The following is a 21510-nucleotide window of genomic DNA, read 5'->3' on the forward strand; positions in this document are numbered from 1 at the left end:
GATTCAGTGACACTGATCCCGGCTTTTTTATTTGGCACTCTATTACAATTAAACCTTTTTGAGCCTCAGCAATAAACCTGTTTCAGGGTAAAGTACCGGCAGTTGTAATCCATGCTGATTTAGCCAGCCACCACTGACTTCTACAACTTTGGTCATCCACTCTGGTCTTTGCTTCATGGCATAACCGATATTGTCTTCCTGAATAAGCACTTCAACACGGTAAACAGCCTTGCTATCCAGGTAGTGCAGTGGAATAGCGCCCGGTACCGAAAATCTGGGCATGGCTGTCTGTAAAAAGGCCACAACCGCTTCACTGCTGTCGTGATTGACTGCAAGCCAGGATTTGATGGTTTCATCTGCCGGGTGGTCGAGTCGCAAAAAACGTCCCTCGGTGTCGTGTAATATTGGACGCAAAGACTTATGCAGTGCTACATATTCAGCAAATTCAGCACTCTCTTGCTCACTGGCTTTCACAGGATCCAATTCCAGACCCAGGTGACCAAACAAGGCCACAATTGCTCTGAATTGACTGTTGTGGCGTCTGTGGGTTGTATGGGCTTCATCGGAACCAATATGCGCTCCCATTAGCTCTGGGGGAAAGAAAGTACTAAATCCTGATTGAATTGTTACTCGCTCAAGGGCGTCATTGCAGTCGGATGTCCAGAAGCGGTGGGTATGTCTTAAAACTCCCATATCCACACGTCCACCGCCGGAAGCACAGCTTTCGATTTCCACTTTAGGGTGTTTCTCCCTTAGCGCTGATATCAGGCGATAAAATGCGCGAGTTTGACCGCTGGTTCCGGGCTTTCCTTCATGGGCCGCCTGCACAAATTGGCGATTCATGTCCCATTTGACATAGGCGATATCATGGGCGGTCAGTAATTCATCCAGATAGTTAAAGATTGTGTCGTAAGCCTCTTTTATCTGCAGGTTTAAAACATGCTGATAACGCCCTAATGGGGCATCATAACCTTCCAACTTCATAGCCCAATCAGGGTGAGCGCGATAGAGATCAGAATCGGGATTGATCATTTCCGGCTCTACCCAGATACCAAATTCCATGCCATTGGCCTTGACGGCATCAATAACTGGTTTCAGGCCATTGGGATATTTAACGGTATCCAGCTGCCAATCTCCTAATGCTGCACGTTCGCCATTTCGTCCTCGAAACCAGCCGTCATCAAGAACAAAGCGCTCAACACCAATTTTAGCTGAAGCTTCCACCATTTTGATGATGTAGTCTGGGTCGTGATCAAAGTATATGCCTTCCCACGTATTTAGTATCACCGGACGAGGTTTGTTTTCTGGCCAGTTGATAATGGCACTGCGAATAAACTGATGAAAAGCCTGACTGATATCATTACTGCCGTGATCAGAACGACTCATAAACAAGCGGGGTGTTTGATATTTTTCACCTTTATTCAGACAGACCTCACCGGGATGCAATAGCTCTCCGATTTGTACCATCTGGCGTCCATCACTGGTTACTTCAAAGTTGAAACTGTGATCGCCACTCCAGGCAAGGTGTAAACCCAGAACTTCACCATAGCTATTGGAAAACCCCGGACAACCAATCAACCAGAATGGTGATTTTTGATGGGAAGTACGGCCATGGCGACTTTCGAGGCGAATAGAACCGTGTTTGAGCACGCTATCATGTTCCTGAAATTCCTGGCACCAGCGACCACCGAATGATCTGAGTTGGTTCAGACGGTGTGGCACAGGCACGGTAAGCACCAGTCGATTGAGGTTATACGCTTCCTCGGACAGGTTTTCCAGGGTGCTATGCCAGCTTACCATACCCGTGGCTTCATCAAGGCATACGTCTATAGTTAGCCCCAGTTGCGCCACTTTGTCCTGATAGATAAATTGCACACTCTGTGGATTAACAACTGCGTCTTGTAATTCAAAAACAGGTGACCAATCTTTGCCATTGCGATGGCCTTGCAATCCGGGTGTACAAAACAAACCTGTACCAGCATCCATAGTCAGTGAAAGTGGCGGAACCACGTCCAGGCTCCCCTGAGGTACTGGTGTATTAATTGCGCCATCAACACCTTGTAAGTTTTCTAATTTGCTACCCCAGTGGATAAGCTCCGGAATGCCATTTAAAGTGCTAAATATTAATTCGCTCTGGCTTCCTGATAATCGAATGGCTTCTTGCATTTATTAAACTCCGAGGATCAGCCGTTAGATTTTGCTTCGGTAATTTTTACACTAATCACCCGCTCTTTCTCTGAACTTGATTGTGCGTCGAAGCGCACTAAACGGTTGAGCTGAAACAGAGAAAATAGCATAGCGTGGAGCACAGTAACGTAGCCCTTTTTATGAAATTCCACCATTTTCTCAGCGGGCAACGCCAACAATTTTTCTTCATCTACTGTGTGTAATCCATGTAAGTTCTGTTTGCTGTCGTCGCCAAACGTGAGCACCAGATCAATGCTTTTGATCAGTCCAAGTTCTTCCAGTTCTTTGGTCATCAGGTAGGTTTGATAACCCGCTTTTAAATCGCCGTCGATCAAATGACGGATTTGGGCCAACAACTCGGATTCTTTACCTTCATCATCAAACAGTGCTACACCATCTTCTGACTGCAGTAAATCCGAATCAGGATCTATTCCCAGTGTATACGTATTGCTGTCTGCGTGACGCATAGGAAAAACCGGGCAGGTTTGCAAGCTTACGGGGGTATAAAGCCCTTGCCATTGCTCGTCTCTTACCATGGCGTTGAGGCCATTTCTAAGGGTCATTAAGGCGGCGATGCTCCATTGTCCTGTCGTGGCACTGCGGGTAAAAAACACAGGAAGGTCGCAGGCTGATTGTGGTACTTCCTGGGCTGTGATGTTGACAATCTGTTGCCGGGCTGCCACCAAGGCAATGTTATTTTTCGCTAGTCTTAAGCCCTTGTGTTGTTGGGCTGATAATTCGATGAGTTCACTCATAAACTAATATCCTTTAGTGGTTGGTGTGTGCCAACCAGTTTTTTATCATGTCTCGATGTTTTGGAAGCGTGCGTAGCATTTGTTCTGTTACTTGCCTATTGCGCTGCAATATTTTTTCGGCTTGGGGCTTTTTGTCTAATAACCAATGCTGTTTATTAAATTCGGGTCTGAATCCCATGCCATAGATGACGTATTGGTAACTGGCAGCGGGAAAGAGTTCCAATGCTGAATCAAAATCACCCACCACCGGACCTCGATATTTCCAACGTTCAAGATCTTCCAATAGTGAATCGGGCAAGGTGTTAGGGTCTGTATGTGTCCGCCAGTAATCTTCTTGACGTTGGGTTAGCATGTAATGCAATTTAAGGAAATCCAGTATTCTGCGCCAACGGTATAGCATTTGCTGATTAAAGCGTTTTGCGGCTAATTCATTGTGAGCTTTTTCAATTGGCCAATTCTCTGCCAGGAAGCGCGCGGATATCTCGATAAGCATCAAAGCTGTGGCCTCCAAAGGCTCCACGAAGCCTGCAGCTAAGCCAATGGCCATACAGTTGTTTTTCCAGAAAATCTCACGATGACCAGATTGGAATGGGATCTTTTTTACTTGCAGGCTATCTGCATCTTTCCCGACATAATCTGCCAGTGTTTTCAGGGCTTCTTGTTCTTCACAAAACGCAGAACTGAATACATATCCCACACCGCGTCGATTGGTTAAGCCGATGTCCCAAGTCCAGCCTGCGGTTTGTCCGGTGGCTATGGTATGTGAAGCAATAGGCGTATTATCGGACGAGTAGGGGACTTGCACTGCCAGTGCTGTGTCATTGAATAGCACATCTTGCGTAGATTTGAATGGAACCCCTAAGGTCTTGCCTAACAATAATGAGGAGAAGCCGGTACAGTCCACAAAAATATCTCCCTCTAGCGGCGGGATATTTTGCTCATTAAACGTCAAACGCTGGATATTACCTTGCACATCCTGTTCAACCGAGTTAACGGTGGCAATCAGGTGTTTTACGCCCAACCTTTCAATGCAATGTCGTTTCAATAATTGTGCAAATGCTCCAGCATCTAAGTGATATGCGTAATTGCACTGTCCCTGAAACTCCTGTTCCGCCAGTGTTCTTGGTGCCAGGCCTGCTTCGCACACGTGGTGCTGGAAATTGGATTGTTCCGCAAATTTATCAATATCAGCCACATAAGGAGCTAAATCAATATTGCCGTAGCCCAACGGAAAGGTAAAAGGGTGGTAGTAAAACTCGTTTTCGGGTTTGACCCAATTTACAAATTTACCCCCTTGTTTGAAGGCGGCATGACACTCGCGAAAAAACTCACTTTCTTTTATACCAATACTGCGCAGTGTGTTTTTCATGGTAGGCCAGGTACCTTCACCCACCCCCACGGTGGGAATATCGGAAGACTCTACCAAGGTGACTTTTATGGAATCGGGAGTGTGGCAATTGTGATGTGCAGCGACTATGGCTGCAGTCAACCAACCTGCTGTGCCACCGCCCACCACAACAAGCTGTTTGTTCAGGTTGCTTTGTTGATTCATAAACTCATTCATTTTTTTAAATGCTGCTGCGGAAATATAAACATGTTGAGCTGCTTTTGGACAGAAAAAAAGAGTCCGAAAATCGGACTCTTTTGATTGTCTCTAGTATTAAAACTTCTGGTTCATCGTGTGATTAGAAGTTGGCTCTTACGCCCAATGCATAACGAGAACCATTGTCTTCAATGTTGTAAACCTGAGTTTCGTAACGTCCGTATTGCTCAAGCTCTTCTTCGGTAATATTGATACCTTCGAAGAATACCGTAAAGGTTTCATTGATATCGTAACTAGCACTGATATCCCATTGGCCAAATGTGCCAGTATTTACTGGCTCGCCATTGAAGCCATTGTCTAAGCGACGTAAGAAACCTTCGCGATTGTTAAACGCAACCCGTGCCTGGAATCCGTCTTTCTCATAGAACACAACCGCATTTTGAGAGTCACCTAAACCTTCGATAGCAAAACCAGATTCGTCATCGGTATCACTATCCACTTTGGTAGCGTTTAAGCTAACACCAAAACCGTTTTCCCAAACATGGGTCCAGGCAATCTCCAAACCGTTGATGGTGGCATCAACACCGTTTGAAGGTCTGGATACCGTGTACACCTCACTTTGACCATTGAGTTCTTCGGTGGTAGGTATTGCGGCAGCAATTTCGGGTGTGGTTGTGGTCAGGTCACACAATGCAGAGCTTGAAGGATCACAGTAAAAATCCGGTCCTTGACGATTGGTCAATGCATAGGTTTCAGAGAAGGTACCTAGTGATATAAAGCCTTCTACTTCTTTTCTGAACATGGCGATGGTGAACGCGCTGGCGTCATCGTAATACCATTCGAACGAGATATCGTAGTTGTCTGATTCGATTGGGTTCAGGTTGGGGTTACCACCTGAAGCTGTCAGGTTCTGACGTCTTGGCTCACCAAAAATAGTGGCTGGCGATAGTTCTGCCATAGTGGGACGAGTTAAAGAGTCATAAGCAGCAAAGCGAACGATCATGTCATCAGCCACTTCCAGCTTAATGTTCAGGTTGGTAAGCAGATCTGAATAGCTACCGCCATCAGAAATCGCTTGCTCGGCACCAAATACGTTGGCAAACAACGTCAAGTCGGTTGTAGGCACAACGTCTACGATTGGTGCCTGAACAGCGGCAACATCGATACTGGTTTCTGCGTATCTGGCACCTACATTTACGGTCAATGGCATATCACCCAAGTCATAGGCGAAGTCAAAGTCCATGTACAAAGAGGTGACGTCTTCGTTAATGGAATAGCGATTACCTTGCAGCGTTGGCGTAATCGGGTTACCTGTACTGGCAAGATATTCGACGTGTGCATCACCGTCATAGGTGTACCAGGTATCAATCAAACCACTAAAGAAGTTTTGCGCGGTAAACGGCATAACCGCACCATCTGGTGCTGCAGTACCATATCCGCAGAATGCGCATTGGTTACCAAAGATTTGGAAGGAATTCTTTTCGCGTTCTTGACGTAACACACCAAAACGACCTTTGGTCCAGGTATCAGAGTCAGGTGTATATTCGAAATCGGCTTTGAACTCGGTGATTTCGTCTTCGTCAGTAAAACGGTTACCTTTTTCATTGTAGTGCATGCGGGCAAGGCCTGCATCAGGTAAGTTGCCGTTGCCAAAGCCATCGTGGGTTACAGTAGGTGTGCCACCGCGACCATCAAACTGATAACTATTGATAATCCCGATAACGTTGAAGCGGTCACGACCGGCACGGTCATTTTCAGCTTCAGAAGTATGGGCATCAAAGGTAGCAGTTAACTGATCATTAATGGCCCACTCTACATTCAGGCCGACACCACTGTTGTTGATGTCACGAGAATTACGGGTGTGGGATACAAAGTCAGTAGCGGGGTTACCACTGCTTCCAAAGGCATTAACGTCCTGAGTAAAGAACACGGCAGTATTGGTAGCTGCATCCACTTCTACCTGGTTGATACGATCTGGTTCAAACCAAGAGGCCAGGTCGGTCACCAGTGAGTCAACTTCAAATTTAGAGATGTAACCATCTAAAGTTACAGTGACTTCATCAGATGGGGCAAACTGGAATACCAGATTAGCGTTAGTGCGGGTTCTTTCTTGCTGATCTACAATTTGATCCCAGTTACGCGGCAGATATACATTGCTGGCCAGCACGGTTGTTTGTGGATTACCGTCAGCATCTGGGATAATCGCGCCGTTAGCATCACGCAAGGTGTTTGAAATGGTCAAACCCGGACGCCAGCCCGCAGTTTCTATTCTATTGATCTGAACGTCACGCTCTTGATGACTTACGGCCAATAAAGCACCCATTTTACCGTCATTCCAGGTATTACTTACTAAACCTGATACGGCGGGCGAGGTGTCTTCCGATAGGGTTTCGTACACGCCTTTGACTGAGGCTGTTGCACGGAAACCGTCAAAATCAAATGGACGAGCTGTTGTTACGCCAATCGTGGCACCGATGCCGCCTTCTTGCAGTGCAGAGTTACCGCTCTTGTAAACATTGGCTCCGGTAATTTGGTCTGCCGCTAAAACATCAAAATTGAATTCGCGGCCGGGGCTTTCCGTTGCTATCTGGCGACCGTTAACTAATACAGCATTAAATTGAGGACCTAAGCCGCGTACCGTGACTTGCTGACCTTCGCCGCCATCACGGTCGATTGAAACACCGGTGATACGCTGCAATGACTCTGCAACGTTAAGGTCTGGGAATTTACCCAAGTCTTCAGCCGCAATTCCGTCAGAAACAATCGCAGATTCTTTCTTGTCAGACATGGCTCGTTTTAATGAGCTTACGATACCTCTAACTTCGATGACTTCGACGTTGTCATCAGACTCTTGGGCCAAAGCCGCTGGAGCAATCATGCCCATGGCTGGCACTAACAACGCTGCTTTTACGGCAGAATTGATATAGCTACGCTTCATATGTGTGTCCTCAATTTAATAGGGTCTGCCCGGGACACTCGTATAAAGCGTCCTGGAAATTTCGAGATCATGGCGATTCCACAACCTCAAAAAACGGAGTGTACTTTTTACTTATACCGATCTCTGTATTTGGTACTTCACGTTTAAGTCTTCTATCTTTTATTTATTAACTATAGGTGCAATTTGCGAATTTTCTGCAAATTGCAATCATATTTAACTTATATAAGACCAAAGACTGTTGCATAAGATACATGTTAAAATTACGTAAAACAATAGATATCTTATATAAGATATGTTTTTATATAAGTCTGCCGCAAAGGTGGACTGCAGGTCTAAACCGTTGTGAGTATTTAAGTTGTTGATAGTAAAAGATAAATGTTATTTTTGCCCAAAACTTGATTTGCCAGGCGAAGCCAGCAAGAGAGTAAGAGCTTCGGTTTTCGTTAGTAAAATGTTACGAATTCTTGTTAATTTTTTGTCACCAGCGGTGGCTTTTTCCGGTGTTCGATTTTTTACAAGAATTGTGTTTTTTTCTGTTTTGTTGCTGGCGGGACCTGCTTCTGCTTCGGCAAAGAAAACAGATCCATCTGATATTTTGAAATTTGCCGTTATCGGGATTTCAGGACATCAGAGAGAAGTATTGTTGTCGATGGCTTATGAATTTGAGCAGCAACATCACAAAAAATATGTACGTTTACTATTTCTTGAAGATGCCACTTTGAAGCAAGAACTGCCTTTGTGGATGAGTGGTAAACAAGATGTGGACCTGGTGTTGTGGCAGGCGGGAGAGAGGTTGTTTCAATATGTTCGAAAGGAGCAAGTAACACAACTAAACGACTTCTGGAGGGCACAAAAATTAGCAGAGGTTTATCCTGAAACAGTGCTTCCTCTGGTTTCAGAGGGTAGTGATATTTACGCGATACCTGTGTCTTATTACAACTGGGGATTTTATTACAACAAACAACTGTTCGCACGTTTAGGGTTGCAAGAGCCGCAAACATGGGATGAGTTGTTACAAGCTGTCAAAGTACTAAGAGCCAATAATATTAATCCATTGGCGATTGCTACTAAAGAGCATTGGCCGGTAAGCGCTTGGTTTGAATACATTAATTTGCGCACCAATGGTTTGGCTTTTCACCAACGTTTAACTCAAGGGGAAGAAAGCTTTGAATCGCAAGAGGTTCAGGAAGTACTTAAAAAATGGGCGGAACTATTAGATGCGGCTCAGTATGCGCAAGAGCACCGTTTGTTACTTTGGCGTGATGCGATACCTGATTTATTTAGAGAAAAAGCAGGTATGGCACTCATGGGAAATTTTATGACGCAACTCATTCCTGAACACCTTGCTGAGCGCATTGATTATTTTAAATTCCCGGAACTGAATGAGGATGTGCCCAACTATGAACTGGCACCCACGGATGTTTTAATGATACCTAAAGTGAGTAAAAACAAAGCATTGAGCTATCAGTTCTTACAATTTTTTCTGACAGCCGAGAATCAAACCAAGTTGACGCAAGGCTCAAATCAGTTTGCTTTGCACTCTGGAGCCAGCAAACCGCAATCGGCAATCGCTCAAGAAGGCTTACAGACGCTATCGCAAGCCAGTGGCTTAACTCAGTATTTTGATAGAGATGCTCCTGAGAGCCTGTCTGCTGCATTATTTCCGGTTTGGATCGAGTTTATTGATAAACGAAATGTGACCAATACCATGAAAAAAATGGAGATCATCAGAAAGGATTATCTGGAAAGGGTTCAAAAAACAATAACGCATTAATAAAAAATGTATCGCAACGCTTTTAATAATTTTTCGTTGCATACCAATGATGGAGAACACAGGTGACCGAACAAACCATACAGGCAATTGTATTTTGCGTGATTATCGCAGTTATCGCCTTTTTAACTTATCTGAAATGTGCCGGTCAAAACAGGCATTCGGCAGACTCCAATAAAGAGTATTTTTTGGCGGGGGGCGGCCTTTCCTGGATGTTTATTGCGGGCTCAATCACCTTGACTAATTTGAGTACAGATCAGTTGGTGGGCATGAATGGCAACCAAATGTTATTACTGGCCTGGTGGGAATTCGCAGGTTTTTTTGGATTGCTAATCCTCGCCAAAATCTTCGTCCCGGTTTATTACAAGTATAACTGTACTACCACAACTGAGCTGTTGGAGAAGCGTTATGATAGCAAGCATATTCGTGCTTTGATCGCGGGTCTGTTTTTATTCGCCAATGTGTTTATATTTCAGCCCGCGGTTATCTACTCTGGTGCGTTGTTCATGATTTCTATGTTTGGCACTGATATTAACGTACTCACCATTGCTACCATTTTCGCTTTCATTGGCGCAGGTTATGCTATTTTTGGAGGATTACGTGCCGTTGCCGTCTCCGATACCTATAGTGGCATCTTAATTATGGTCATGGGCATGTTAATCGTGTTCATGTCTTTGTCGGCCATTGATTATGATTTATCTGGAATTCCTGCTGAGCGTTTGACTCTGATTGGCGACAGCGATTCACCACTGCCATGGCATACTTTACTCACTGGAATGATTTTTATTCAGATTTTTTATTGGAGTACCAATCAAACTATTACTCAGCGTGCTATGGCTGCGCCCAGCGTAAAGGAGGCGCAAAAAGGGATTTTCGCCGCTGCGGCAATACGAGTTTTACTCATTCCTGCCATGATCGTTATTCCTGGAATCGTCTCGTTTAAATTATATGGTGATATTGGCGATGCGGCTTATGGCAGAATTGTTGGTGATGTGTTGCCTACATGGCTGTCAGGCGTCTTTGCTGCAGCAATGGCTACGGCTGTGTTGAGTACCTTTAATAGCCAGATAAACTCTTCAGCAGCCATGTATGTGTGTGACATTCATGAGCGTTATTTCAATGAAAAACCCAATGTGCCGGTATTGAGTGGTATTGCTACCTTTATTTTCGTATTGATCGCCATTGCATTAGTACCTATCTACGCCCAAGCAGAGAGCATTATTAATTTATTGCAACAACTCTGGGGCTTAGTGAGTATGCCTATACTTTCGGCGTTCGTGGTGGGTTTATTGTTCAAAAATGTCCATGCGAATGCCGCCATTTTGGCCGTGCTGTTTGGTGTGGCTTTATACGCCTTCTTCACGTTTGTCTGGATGCCAATTCATTACATTCACATGATGGTGTTCACCTTAGCAGCCTGTATTGGTTTTGCCTTGTTATTGAATCGCGTGTTGTTTGGCCAGAAAGCCACATTCATGGGATTTGGTAAAGATGGGCCCAAGGTATTGGACGAAGCCTGATTGCGATAAGGATTGAGATGAAGCGGCCGTGATGGCCGCTTTTTTATTTCCAGTGCGCAGGGAGAAGCGAACCGGATGCTTAATCGTAAATTGCAGTTAGTATATTTTGTGGGTGCCAGCCGCTGCGTTGGACGCATAGATGTTGGGAGTCAGCCCGGTCTGCTGTTGATAGGTCCTGGTAACGGTGTCACAGAATGCTTGTACCTGTTCTTTTTCCACCAGGGCAACGGCACAGCCACCAAAACCGGCTCCCGTCATCCTCGCGCCAAAGCAGCCTGGCTGCTGCATTGCAATTTCAACGATGTTGTTTAATGCGTCAGAGGACACCTCAAAATCGTCGCGCAAACTTACGTGGCTTTCATACATCTTTTGTCCAAGTGCTTTGGCGTCACCAGAGGCCATCAACTGATTGGCACTTTGGGTTCTGGCATTTTCCATAACAACATGTTTCGCTCGTTGCCATGTTAGCGGCTCAGGTCTGTTGTCAGATAATATTTGCTCTTGAGTGACATCACGCAAAATGGCTGCATTATAAAATTTGGCGGCTTCTTCACATTGTTGTCTACGCTCGTTGTAGGCTGAATCCACCAGACCGCGTCGGGTGGCAGTGTCCAGTATTACCACACTGGCATTCTGTGGCAGTGGTCCCGGCTTAACACTCAAATCTCGACAGTCGATGAGCAGGGCGTTGTCTCGTTGACCTGCCGCAACAATCATCTGATCCATAATGCCACAATTCACACCAACCCATTTGTTCTCTGCTTTTTGGCTCAATAATGCCAGTTGTGATGGGGTAATGTTTAAGTTGCCCAATTCTGAAAATATTTTAGCAATACCGACTTCAAGTGCCGCTGATGAGGACAGCCCGGCTCCTTTGGGGATATTTCCAACGATATATCCATCCCATCCGGAAAGTGTATAGCCTTCCTGTTGCAGCGCCCAGGCAACACCTTTGACATACTCGCCCCAGAACATCTCTGTTTTAGTGAAGTTGTCTAAGCTGAACTGACAGGCATCGTCAAACTCTAGCGAGTGGATGTTAACCTGTTGATCGCTGCGCGGAGTAACTGCAAACCAGATCCCATAATCAATGGCCATTGGCATAACAAATCCATCGTTATAATCTGTGTGTTCACCTATCAAATTTACCCTGCCCGGGGAGTGGAAAAGGTGCTTAGCTGGGGCGTCAAACTGTGTTTCAAAAGCCGCTTCCAACTGCTGAACGAGTTCTGTGTTGTTCATGCTACTGCTCCTTATAATGTTTTTCTGGCAGATCTCTTAATCGCGCCGCAGCTTGCTCAGGAGTGATATCCCGCTGAGCTTCACCAAGCATTTCATAGCCCACCATAAATTTCTTAATTGACGCAGAGCGCAAGAGAGGGGGATAGAAGTGAGCATGTAGTTGCCAATGGCTGTGATCGGCATTATCAAAAGGTGCTCCGTGCCAGCCCATTGAGTAAGGGAAAGACGTTTTAAACAAATTATCGTATTTGCTCAAACCGCGTTTCAAAATATTAGCTAGCGAAGTTTGTTGGGGCTCATTGAGATCATTGAGTCGCTGCACCGGAAATTTGGGTAACAATAAGGTTTCAAACGGCCAGGTGGCCCAAAATGGTACGACAATGAGCCAGTCATCATTTTCCACAACGATGCGTTCTTGTTGTTTTGATTCAAGTGTCGCGTATTCAAGCAGCATGTTGCTACCATGTTCTTGCAACCAGGTTTTTTGATTTAGGTCTTCTTTTGTAGGCTCGTTAGGTATCGAGCTACCCGCCCAGATTTGTCCATGGGGATGTGGGTTTGAACAACCCATTACTGCCCCTTTATTTTCGAAAACCTGCACCCAGCGATATTTTTCTCCAAGTTCGGTAACTTGTTCCGCCCAGACTTTTACAACTTTCAAAATATCGGTTTCAGCCATTTCCGGGATGGTTAAATCGTGGCGTGGTGAAAAACAGATAACGCGACAGGTGCCGTTTTGAGCCTCCATTCGCATAAGTGGATGTTCGGCTGATTGCGTACTTGGCGCATCAGGCATCAGGGCAGCAAAATCGTTAGTAAAAACGAATACGTCTTGGTAATCAGGGTTTTGGTGGCCTCCAGCGCGGACATTTCCTGCACATAGGTAACAACCCGGATCGTGCTGTGGTCTTTGCTCCTCGTTGGTGTCTTCAGTTTGACCTGACCAAGGGCGTTTGGTCCTGTGGGGGGAAACCAAAACATACTCACCAGTTAGTGGATTATACCTGCGATGGGGGTGTTCATTGGCATCAAATTGCATATTTGCTCCGCTTCTCACTGAATCATCTATTCTGGTGTTGAACAAATGATGGGGATTAACCATAAAGTAATAAGATATCTTATATAAAACTAAAATTTTCGAAAGCGTTTATTACTTATTAATTGTTATAGAGAATAGCTGGAAGTTTTAGTTATTGCTCGTAGCAAGGGATTCTGGGGGGCTGCGCATGCAAAAAAAAGCACTGCAAGGAGCAGTGCTTTTGTCGAAACCGAAAGGAATTAGTTCGCAGCGTTCAAACGCTTAGACTTTCTTTTCAGCAAGTTGGTCATCTGACTCATAGAATTTAAATGGGAGTAGATTGCTGGCAACATGCCTTTTTTACGTATCTTCAAAAAGTCTTCATCGGATAGCTTGCTTAATTTTTCTTCATCAACCATGGCAACACCATCCACTGACATGCGCTTTTCGCCGATAGATACAGCAATGTTGCGAGTGGTCAACAAATCGAAGTCAACGAGTTCTTTACAAAAGCGCTTGGTCATGTGCTCTTGTTCAAGATACTTGGTCATCGCTTCTTTTTGCTTGGTCAGAAACTCAGTCTCTTCGCCAGTTTCAGTAAACAGAAGCTCGCCTTCTGAATCAGAAATTTGCTTGTGCTCAACGTCAAGAGCAATGCCATACTGATTTTCATCTTCTGGGTTTTTCAACAGTCCAAAAGGTGCATGGGTATAGCGTGCAGGCATGTAGGATGCATCCCACTGAGTGCCTTCAACGAATAAGTTCTCACCACGTTCGATACCCATCAGGGCAACTACCTGGTATTCTTTATTTTCCGGGTTTTGTACGAAACAAATAGGAAATTCAACCATTGCGTTTGCAAATTCAGCGATCACTACAGGTAAAATATTTTGGTTTGTCAGATCGCTCACATCAGCGTTGGGTTTAATGCGAATGTTCTTGTGTGCTTGAGCATTCAGTTGTTCAATCTTGGCCATTGCCACTCCGAATAGATAAACTTAAAAAATCAGTGGACATACTAAACAGTTCCATGCACAAGGCAACCTTTGTGGCCACCAAAATGGTGAATTTGCTGTTTATTTGAGCGTTATTGTCGGCACTTTTAGTTTCAAATTATTATTTAGCTTATGCCAACCTAAGCGTTAGCAGAAATCGCAGTCACGTTATCACGCATAGAAGGGGGGTAGTATTGGTCTCGACCGTTTGATTTTGCTTGATATAGGTATTTATCAGCCATCGCTATTGCGGCATTGATATCGGTATTTTTCTTGTTGATTTCGCTGATCCCCATGCTGATGGTGATATCAAACAAATTGCCATTGTGTTCAATGCTGGTCGCTTTAATTTTGTCTCTCACTTTGTCAGCGACAATTTGTGCCTGCATAGCTGAGGTTTGCGGCAGTATAAATAAAAACTCTTCGCCTCCCCAGCGGGATACTATGTCTTGCTTGCGCAGTGTTTGTTGAAACAACTTCGCCAACAACACAAGGGCTTTGTCACCGGCTTCGTGACCGAATTGATCATTAACTTTTTTAAAGTGGTCCACGTCGCAAAGAATGATGGCCAATGCGGAATCATTGCGTTCTACTCGACGTACCTCGTAATTGAGTCGGTCCATTGCATCGCGTCGATTCGAAATTTGAGTTAATGGATCCAGTTTGGCCATTTGTTCAAATTTGTTGCTGATTTCTTGCATAAAATCAAAAGATTGCTGACGGGAATATTCATAAAAGCCAGACAGAAAAGTAATGGTTAAGAATGAATAAATCAGACGCGACTTAAATTCATAAGTGTAGGTTGTTGCTAGCAATTGATTATCGGGATAAAACATCAAAATACTGATCGTAACAACGAAGATTGATATGGATATCAGGCCGCGTTTTAGTCCACCAAAAAACAAAGCTACTGGTGACACCATAAATATCCACAATGGCCCGGTATTGTCTTTTCCGCCGGAGTAAACCAGGTACACCATGAGCGCAAATAAACTGTATAAAATGATATTTGAAGCGAGCTGAAAGTTGCCGGTTAATTTTTGGTAGTAGTGGGCCAGATAATAAACTGTGCTTGCGAAAATCAATACTGACGCTAACAAAAATTGCTGATTAACAAAGGCCGATACTGACATCATTGCGGTGATGCTTAGTCCCACCAGACCGAACAGATTCACCATGAAAATTTTACGGTTAGATTCTGAATCGTAATCAGACCGCATTCCGGTGCGCAAATATAGAGACAACAACCGCTTAATCATTATTTATTTCGATGCTTAACCATCAGGCTCTGATACATGTTAAATAGTATAGTTCTTAATTGCTTTCGTGTCCCTCACTAAGCTGTAAGTTTCTCTCTATTTGCACATTGATTTCTTGCGCAAGCTGTTCAATTAATATGGCTTCAGTCTTTAGAGCGGCTGCATATCCATTTTTATCTAATGCTCGTCGATAACTAAAACCAGATTTTGTGTGTGGTTTTTCATCCACTGAAAATAGCCAATCGCCAGTCATTACAACCTCTCCGTTGACAGTGGGATATAAATGGGAAAGGTTGATGTGTAAGCGAAAGTTACTGTCTTGTCTGACACTATGATTTCCAGAAGTGACGTACCAGTTACTAGCAGAATGGTTGATGCTTTTTCTCATTTGACTGTGCAGCGCTTTAGCGGGGAGTTGGGCCCAAAGGTGTGATGGTGAAAATTGCAGCTCATTGTCATCAACCAAGATAACCATTTTGTTTTGCTTTAGGTAATCCGGCACTGTGAGACTAAGGGTTACCGCTGTCTTTTGGGTCAGGTCCTCTAAACCAGACTGAGACTGTCGAGTTTCTGCATCAAATTGATAATACCTGAAGCTTCCCGGTTTGGTGGAGCAGGCCATAAGCCATGCTGCTAAAAATATTGCTATCACTACTTTCATGATAATTAGTTCCTTTTTACTCTTGGAATGAGATCCGGTTGTTTTTCTTCCATTGGGATCACCAGGCTGGATGGTGTCTCGTTTATCCTCTGTAGGATCGGTTTTAGTTCTAACATAATCGCCTGCATATCCAATAAAACCTCGTTTATAGAACCGTTGGTCGCAGATTGACTACCATAGGTGTTGGCCAATATTTCAAAAGCGCGTAATGAACGATTTAATTGTTTTATCAGATTTTGTTGTTCGGCCTCAGACAGCAATTTATTAAAGCCTTTAGCGGACTGTTTAAACTCAGTTGCTGTAGCCGCAAGTTCCTCTATGGTGACGTTGAGATTGGCTCCGAGCTGTTCAAAGGGCAGGTCATTTATTTTTTTCAGGATAGAGGAGATTTTCTGAGTGAGCTGGGCAAACTCATTGGAGATCGTTGGGATAATTGGATTGCCCAAAGCTTGTTGTAATTCTATTGGCTCCACATCTTCATAATTTTGCAGATCTACGTATTGTCCCCCAGTGAGCAAATTGCCTGTTTCCAACGTGGCGCGCAAACCATTTTTCACCCACAGAGCTACCTGGTCATTCACTCTTTCTACCCCTTGTTCGGTGTCATTGGATGCCACCATCCCTGGATAGATAGCAATAACAATCGGAATTTTGTAACCTTCTTCAAGCAGGCTAAATGTTTGATTCTGGTGAGGGTTGATGGTTTCTACCTCACCGATGGGGATGCCTCGATACTCCACTGGCGCACCGGGTTTTAAACCTCGCACGGAGTCTTCAATTAACAAGGTAAATCTAGCCTTGTGTTTAAATCGTCGCGCATTGGCCTCTGCCTGACTGGCGTGAATATCAAAATAGGCACGTTCATCAATGATTTCACCGCGGGGCAAGCCTGGTGGAATTCCAAAGGTTACCCCGTTAGTTAACAGTGTTTCCACTGAGCCTGTATGCACCATGAGCCCCTCTGCACCTAATTCCAAGCGCACTCCGCTGGTATCCCAAAAACGTGTGTTGGTAGTGATAAGTTCATGGTACGGAGCCTCGATGAAGGCATTGTAGTAAACGATGCGCTCTTGCAGGTTGAAATAGATATCTTCCAGTTTTCCTACTCGGATACCTTTGTAAATAATGGGATCGCCTTTTTTATAAGCAAATTCATCATCGCTATTTAAAGTTACATGTAAACCCGGTGTTCCCGCGGGTGTGAGAGGTGGGGTTTCTAACCCTTCAAAACTGTACCGAGACTCTCCTGACATTCCCGGGGCCAGTTCTATGAAAGGGCCTGACAAAATAGTACTGAGCCCGGAGACGCCTGATAACGATATGCGCGGCGTGACAATCCATAAGTTACTGTCCGCTCTTAACAGGTGCTCTTCATCTTTATTTATTCTTGCGGTAACTGTTACTCCGGGATTGTTTTTACGCAGTTGTATGGCGGTTACGGTGCCCACATCAACATGCCGGGTCTTGATTTTGGTTTTTCCCGGTTCCAATCCCTCGGCAGAACTAAAATAAATGGTGATTTCCTGACCTTGATTGCTGATTTGGTAATAAATCAACCAAGCTCCAATGAAGACGGCGACGATAGGAAGTAGCCATAATTTGGAAATGCTGTTTAACTCTTCTGGAGTAGCGTGATGCTGCTCATGCTGATGTTGGGTTTCCTGGGTCATGGCCTATTTTGTTTCCATAATAGCGTTGAATCAAAATTGTGGGCTGCAAACATGGTGAGCACAACAACCGCGGTAAAAGATAACGCTGCCGGGCCTGGGTAAATCGACATTGTGCCGCCTAACTGCACCAGGCTAACTAAAATGGCCACCACAAACACATCCACCATTGACCATTTGCCGATAAGCTCGGTGAGTCGATACCAACCCATCATTTTCCTGGGGTGCTTTATCTTCCCTGTTTGCACTCTCATATTAAGCCAGCACAGTATCATAAGCTTTGCCACAGGCACCACGACACTGGCTACCAGAATAATTAGTGCAATGGGGTAGGAGCCTGATTCCCACAGCAGAATGACACCTTCTAAGATAGTGGATAGTTCAGATTGACCTAACACGTTGGTTTGCATAATTGGCCAGACATTGGCTGGGATATAGAGCAGTGAAGCGGTAATCAATAATGCCCAGGTTTTTTGTACATTTGCGGGATGACTGTGAAAGTGCGCAGGAAGCTGAGCTCCTGTGGCAGAGCGTAATTGGTGCTCGTCCAAATAAATGAAAGTAAGTGTGCTGAATAGCACAAAGCCACAAAACGTAAAAAACGCGGGACCAAAGGCAATATTCGCCAAAGTGACTATTTTCACCAGACTTACTAATACGCTGATCAGAAAAATTTCTGCCATGCACCAAGGTTGCAGCTGAAAAATGAAGTGGGTTAAGCGTTTGTTGACTTTGTTTTGGCGTTTTTGGCTTACCTGCCAGCAAAGCAGGAATATTGAACATAATACCAAGGCTGGAAGGAACAAAATAAAAAAAGACTCAATAATAGCCAAGAGCAGATAATTGTTTTCTACCAGCACCAGGAGACCTGAAGGAATAGTGATGGATTGTGTTTTACCAGCGGCACTGAAGGAGATAAATTCAAAAGGTAAACTCAAGAATAAAAATATGATTGCCGTGAGTGAGAAAATCGCTGTCCTTTGATGAGCTTTAGCGCGTAACACGGTCAATAAATTCCCGCACCTCGGGCAGAATGCTTTGTGTGGCTTTTGAGTGCGTGGCAGTGTTACGTTTGCCGCGCATTCGTGACAATGTGTCGTTTTCACGCTGTCTTGCATAGCACTCCGGGGAAATTAACTTACGACTAAGTGTGCAACAAAACAGTCGCAAAGGAAAATAATTGTATTTAGAAACAAAAAAGCCGGGATAATCCCGGCTCCTGGAACGCGGTCTAGGGGGTTAGGGCACTGTAACAATCTTGCAACCATTGGTTGCGCCAACGGTTTCCATTGCATCCCCATAAGTCATAATGAATTGGTCTCCAGAATCGACTAGTCCTTTGGCGCGCAGGCAGGCAATGACATCGCTTGCTAATTCCCCAGGCTTGCTCAAGCTGGAATCAAAAAACACTGGCTTAACACCTCGGAACAGAGCCATTTCGTTAAGTGAACTATCGTGACGAGATAGTCCATAAATGGGTAGATAGCTGGTGATACGCGACATTAGCTTGGCAGTATTACCACTCTCGGTTAGCGCCACGATAGCCTTGATGGATTTTAAATGGTTTGCAGCATACACGGCAGACAATGCTGTCGTTTCGCTGATAGTAGTGAACTCTTCTGATACTCGATGCTTGGAGATCTTTACACTAGGGTGAGTTTCGGCACCTTCACATACACGCGCCATCGCTTTTACCGTTTCTACAGGATATTCTCCTGCTGCCGTTTCTGCTGAAAGCATGACTGCATCAGTGCCATCCAGCACGGCATTGGCCACGTCCATGACTTCGGCACGTGTTGGCATCGGACTGGTGATCATCGATTCCATCATCTGTGTGGCAGTTATTACCACCTTATTCAACTGACGAGAGCGTGAGATCAGTTTCTTTTGTACGCCTACCAGCTCTGCGTCGCCGATTTCTACTCCCAGGTCACCACGAGCAACCATAACGGCATCGCTGGCGGCGATAATGTCATCCATCGCTTCATCAGAAGCAACGGTTTCTGCTCTTTCAACTTTTGAGCATATTTTGGCGTGACAACCTGCTGCTACTGCGAGTTCGCGAGCATAGTTAAGGTCTGCGCCTGTGCGTGGGAAAGAAACGGCCAGATAATCCACTTTCATCTTGGCGGCGGTTTTTATGTCTTCCTTGTCTTTATCGGTTAATGCGTCCGCTGACAACCCGCCACCTTGACGATTGATACCTTTGTTGTTGGATAATTTGCCACCCACAGTAACCTTAGTGTGCACCTTCGCCCCTTCTACGGAGGTAACTTGCAACTGAATGCGTCCATCGTCCAGCAACAGTATATCGCCCTGGCCTACATCATTGGGTAATTGCTTATAATCGATACCAACGCTTTCTTTTGTTCCTGCTTCGCGTTCAAGCTCGGCATCTAAAACAAAATCGTCGCCGATGGCAAGTGTTACCGGGCCCTCTTTAAATTTGGCAACCCGAATTTTTGGGCCTTGTAAATCACCTAAGATAGCGACGTATTTACCCAGCTTTTTGGCTGCGTTTCTGACTTTTTGAGCGCGATTAATGTGATCTTCTGCGGAACCGTGGGAAAAATTCATTCTGACAACGTTGGCGCCAGCCGCAATTACGGCTTCGATACGCTCTTCTGTGTCGGTCGCTGGTCCGAGTGTAGCGACAATTTTGGTGCGTCTTAACATGATTTTCTGCTCATTTAGGTGGTTATCAGCACGATTTCAGATGCCAATCTGACTGTTGCTGCTTTTGATTTGTAATTTTATTACAAAATACTAGTCTAAAATGAAGCATTTGTGAAACTCATCTGAAATAAACCTTAAATTTAGGCCATCTCATCGGATGAGTTTCGATGAATAAATATTTATTAGCGCTTGTCGAAACGAGAGTCTCGCAAGGAGTCTTTCACTCGTTTCAGGTTTTCTCTGAATTTAGAGCCACGACGCAGAGTAAAGCCTGTGGCCAAAATATCAATCAGGGTGAGCTGTGCGATACGCGAGGCCATCGGCATGTACATATCGGTATCCTCTGGCACTTCGAGTGATAAAACTATACTACACTCGTTAGCTAACGGGCTGTTGAGAGCGGTGATCCCTACTACAGTGGCGTCATTGGCTTTGGCTAATTGTGCTAATTCCACTAAGCTCTTAGTGCGTCCGGTATGGGAGATAAGCACCACCACATCACCTTCACTGCAGTTCATACAGCTCATGCGTTGCATCAGGATATCTTCGAAATAAATGACCGGGACATTGAATCGGAAGAATTTGTTCAGGGCGTCATGGGCGACAGAAGCCGATGCACCCATACCAAAAAAAGAAATCTTCTTAGCTTGAGTAAGTAAGTCAACGACGCGATTCACTGCAAGTACATCCACCGATTGACGTGCCACTTCTAATGCAGCCATGGTAGATTCAAATATCTTCTTGGTGTATTCCTCTGGTGTATCGTGCTCTTCAACGTGGCGATTTACATAAGGGGTACCATTGGCGAGGCTTTGCGCTAGATGCAGTTTAAAATCTGGATATCCTTTGGTATCCAGGCGACGACAGAACCGATTAACCGTGGGCTCACTGACATCTGACATCTTGGCCAACGTCGCAATACTGGAATGAATTGCCGTCTGTGGATTGGCCAGAATGATCTCCGCCACCTTTCGCTCAGATTTGCTGAATGCACCTTTTTGCTGTGCAATCTTTTCTAGAATATTCATGCGCTCTCGGAATTATTAATTATACTTGTTGTTTATTGCGTTATTCGCCCTGTAATTATTTGACAGCAAAATGTCACTTAATTACAGACTAAGGCTGACAGGAAATGAACGCTTCGTCAAAATTATATGCATTTGGTTGTAAATTTACTACAAATATAGTTTACTGTAGCGATATGGCTAGGGTAAATGTGTTAAAATATAGTAAAATTACAGCACATATCTGTACCTAACTAATTTCTTACATAAAAGG

General features: G+C 44.7%; 15 protein-coding genes. 2 read left to right on the forward strand and 13 right to left on the reverse strand.

Translation table 11 applies throughout. The annotated features are described in order from the left end of the window. Positions 1-48: 48 nt before the first annotated feature. The 4 genes from ACXAGP_RS20345 to ACXAGP_RS20360 form a co-directional block, all read right to left on the reverse strand. Positions 49-2166: an alpha-galactosidase gene (locus tag ACXAGP_RS20345; RefSeq protein ID WP_475263543.1), complete on the reverse strand. Its 2118-nt coding sequence runs from the start codon at positions 2164-2166 to the stop codon at positions 49-51. A 17-nt stretch (positions 2167-2183) separates the two neighbouring features. Beyond that, complete coding sequence (locus tag ACXAGP_RS20350; RefSeq protein ID WP_475263545.1) at positions 2184-2942, reverse strand: SapC family protein; 759 nt, start codon at positions 2940-2942, stop codon at positions 2184-2186. A 13-nt stretch (positions 2943-2955) separates the two neighbouring features. After that, positions 2956-4494: a tryptophan halogenase family protein gene (locus ACXAGP_RS20355; RefSeq protein ID WP_475263546.1), complete on the reverse strand. Its 1539-nt coding sequence runs from the start codon at positions 4492-4494 to the stop codon at positions 2956-2958. A gap of 133 nt (positions 4495-4627) precedes the next feature. Beyond that, positions 4628-7423, reverse strand: a complete 2796-nt coding sequence (locus ACXAGP_RS20360) for a TonB-dependent receptor (RefSeq protein ID WP_475263547.1) — start codon at positions 7421-7423, stop codon at positions 4628-4630. Positions 7424-7946: 523 nt separating this feature from the next. Between ACXAGP_RS20360 and ACXAGP_RS20365 the strand changes: the two genes are divergently transcribed. Both ACXAGP_RS20365 and ACXAGP_RS20370 read left to right on the forward strand, forming a co-directional pair. Beyond that, the gene (locus ACXAGP_RS20365; RefSeq protein ID WP_475263549.1) at positions 7947-9197 is read left to right on the forward strand and encodes an ABC transporter substrate-binding protein; all 1251 of its coding nucleotides are present in this window, start codon (positions 7947-7949) and stop codon (positions 9195-9197) included. Between the two features lie 62 nt (positions 9198-9259). Beyond that, positions 9260-10714, forward strand: coding sequence for an SLC5 family protein (locus ACXAGP_RS20370; RefSeq protein WP_475263550.1), 1455 nt, complete (start codon positions 9260-9262; stop codon positions 10712-10714). 96 nt (positions 10715-10810) lie between these two features. Here the strand turns inward: ACXAGP_RS20370 and ACXAGP_RS20375 are convergent, their stop codons facing one another. The 9 genes from ACXAGP_RS20375 to ACXAGP_RS20415 form a co-directional block, all read right to left on the reverse strand. Continuing rightward, a complete protein-coding gene (locus ACXAGP_RS20375) occupies positions 10811-11956 on the reverse strand; it encodes a galactokinase (RefSeq protein ID WP_475263551.1) in 1146 nt (381 codons plus the stop codon). Position 11957: 1 nt separating this feature from the next. Beyond that, complete coding sequence (locus tag ACXAGP_RS20380; protein WP_475263553.1) at positions 11958-12995, reverse strand: UDP-glucose--hexose-1-phosphate uridylyltransferase; 1038 nt, start codon at positions 12993-12995, stop codon at positions 11958-11960. A 239-nt stretch (positions 12996-13234) separates the two neighbouring features. Continuing rightward, positions 13235-13951, reverse strand: a complete 717-nt coding sequence (locus tag ACXAGP_RS20385) for a SapC family protein (RefSeq protein ID WP_475263554.1) — start codon at positions 13949-13951, stop codon at positions 13235-13237. Between the two features lie 158 nt (positions 13952-14109). After that, positions 14110-15228, reverse strand: a complete 1119-nt coding sequence (locus ACXAGP_RS20390) for a GGDEF domain-containing protein (protein WP_475263555.1) — start codon at positions 15226-15228, stop codon at positions 14110-14112. 55 nt (positions 15229-15283) lie between these two features. Next, positions 15284-15889 (reverse strand): PqiC family protein, encoded by a 606-nt coding sequence (locus tag ACXAGP_RS20395; protein ID WP_475263557.1) that lies wholly within the window; start codon positions 15887-15889, stop codon positions 15284-15286. A 5-nt stretch (positions 15890-15894) separates the two neighbouring features. Further along, positions 15895-17559 (reverse strand): intermembrane transport protein PqiB, encoded by a 1665-nt coding sequence (pqiB, locus tag ACXAGP_RS20400; protein WP_475263558.1) that lies wholly within the window; start codon positions 17557-17559, stop codon positions 15895-15897. Then, positions 17556-18560 carry a paraquat-inducible protein A gene (locus ACXAGP_RS20405; RefSeq protein WP_475263559.1) on the reverse strand — a complete coding sequence of 335 codons (1005 nt, stop codon included), beginning with the start codon at positions 18558-18560 and terminating at the stop codon, positions 17556-17558. Before ACXAGP_RS20405 ends, pqiB begins: the two co-directional genes overlap by 4 nt. A 235-nt stretch (positions 18561-18795) precedes the next feature. Beyond that, the gene (pyk, locus tag ACXAGP_RS20410; RefSeq protein WP_475263561.1) at positions 18796-20232 is read right to left on the reverse strand and encodes a pyruvate kinase; all 1437 of its coding nucleotides are present in this window, start codon (positions 20230-20232) and stop codon (positions 18796-18798) included. Between the two features lie 182 nt (positions 20233-20414). Then, positions 20415-21260, reverse strand: coding sequence for a MurR/RpiR family transcriptional regulator (locus ACXAGP_RS20415; RefSeq protein WP_475263563.1), 846 nt, complete (start codon positions 21258-21260; stop codon positions 20415-20417). Positions 21261-21510 lie beyond the last annotated feature (250 nt).

It is taken from the genome of Planctobacterium sp. AWM4_229, assembly GCF_056160305.1.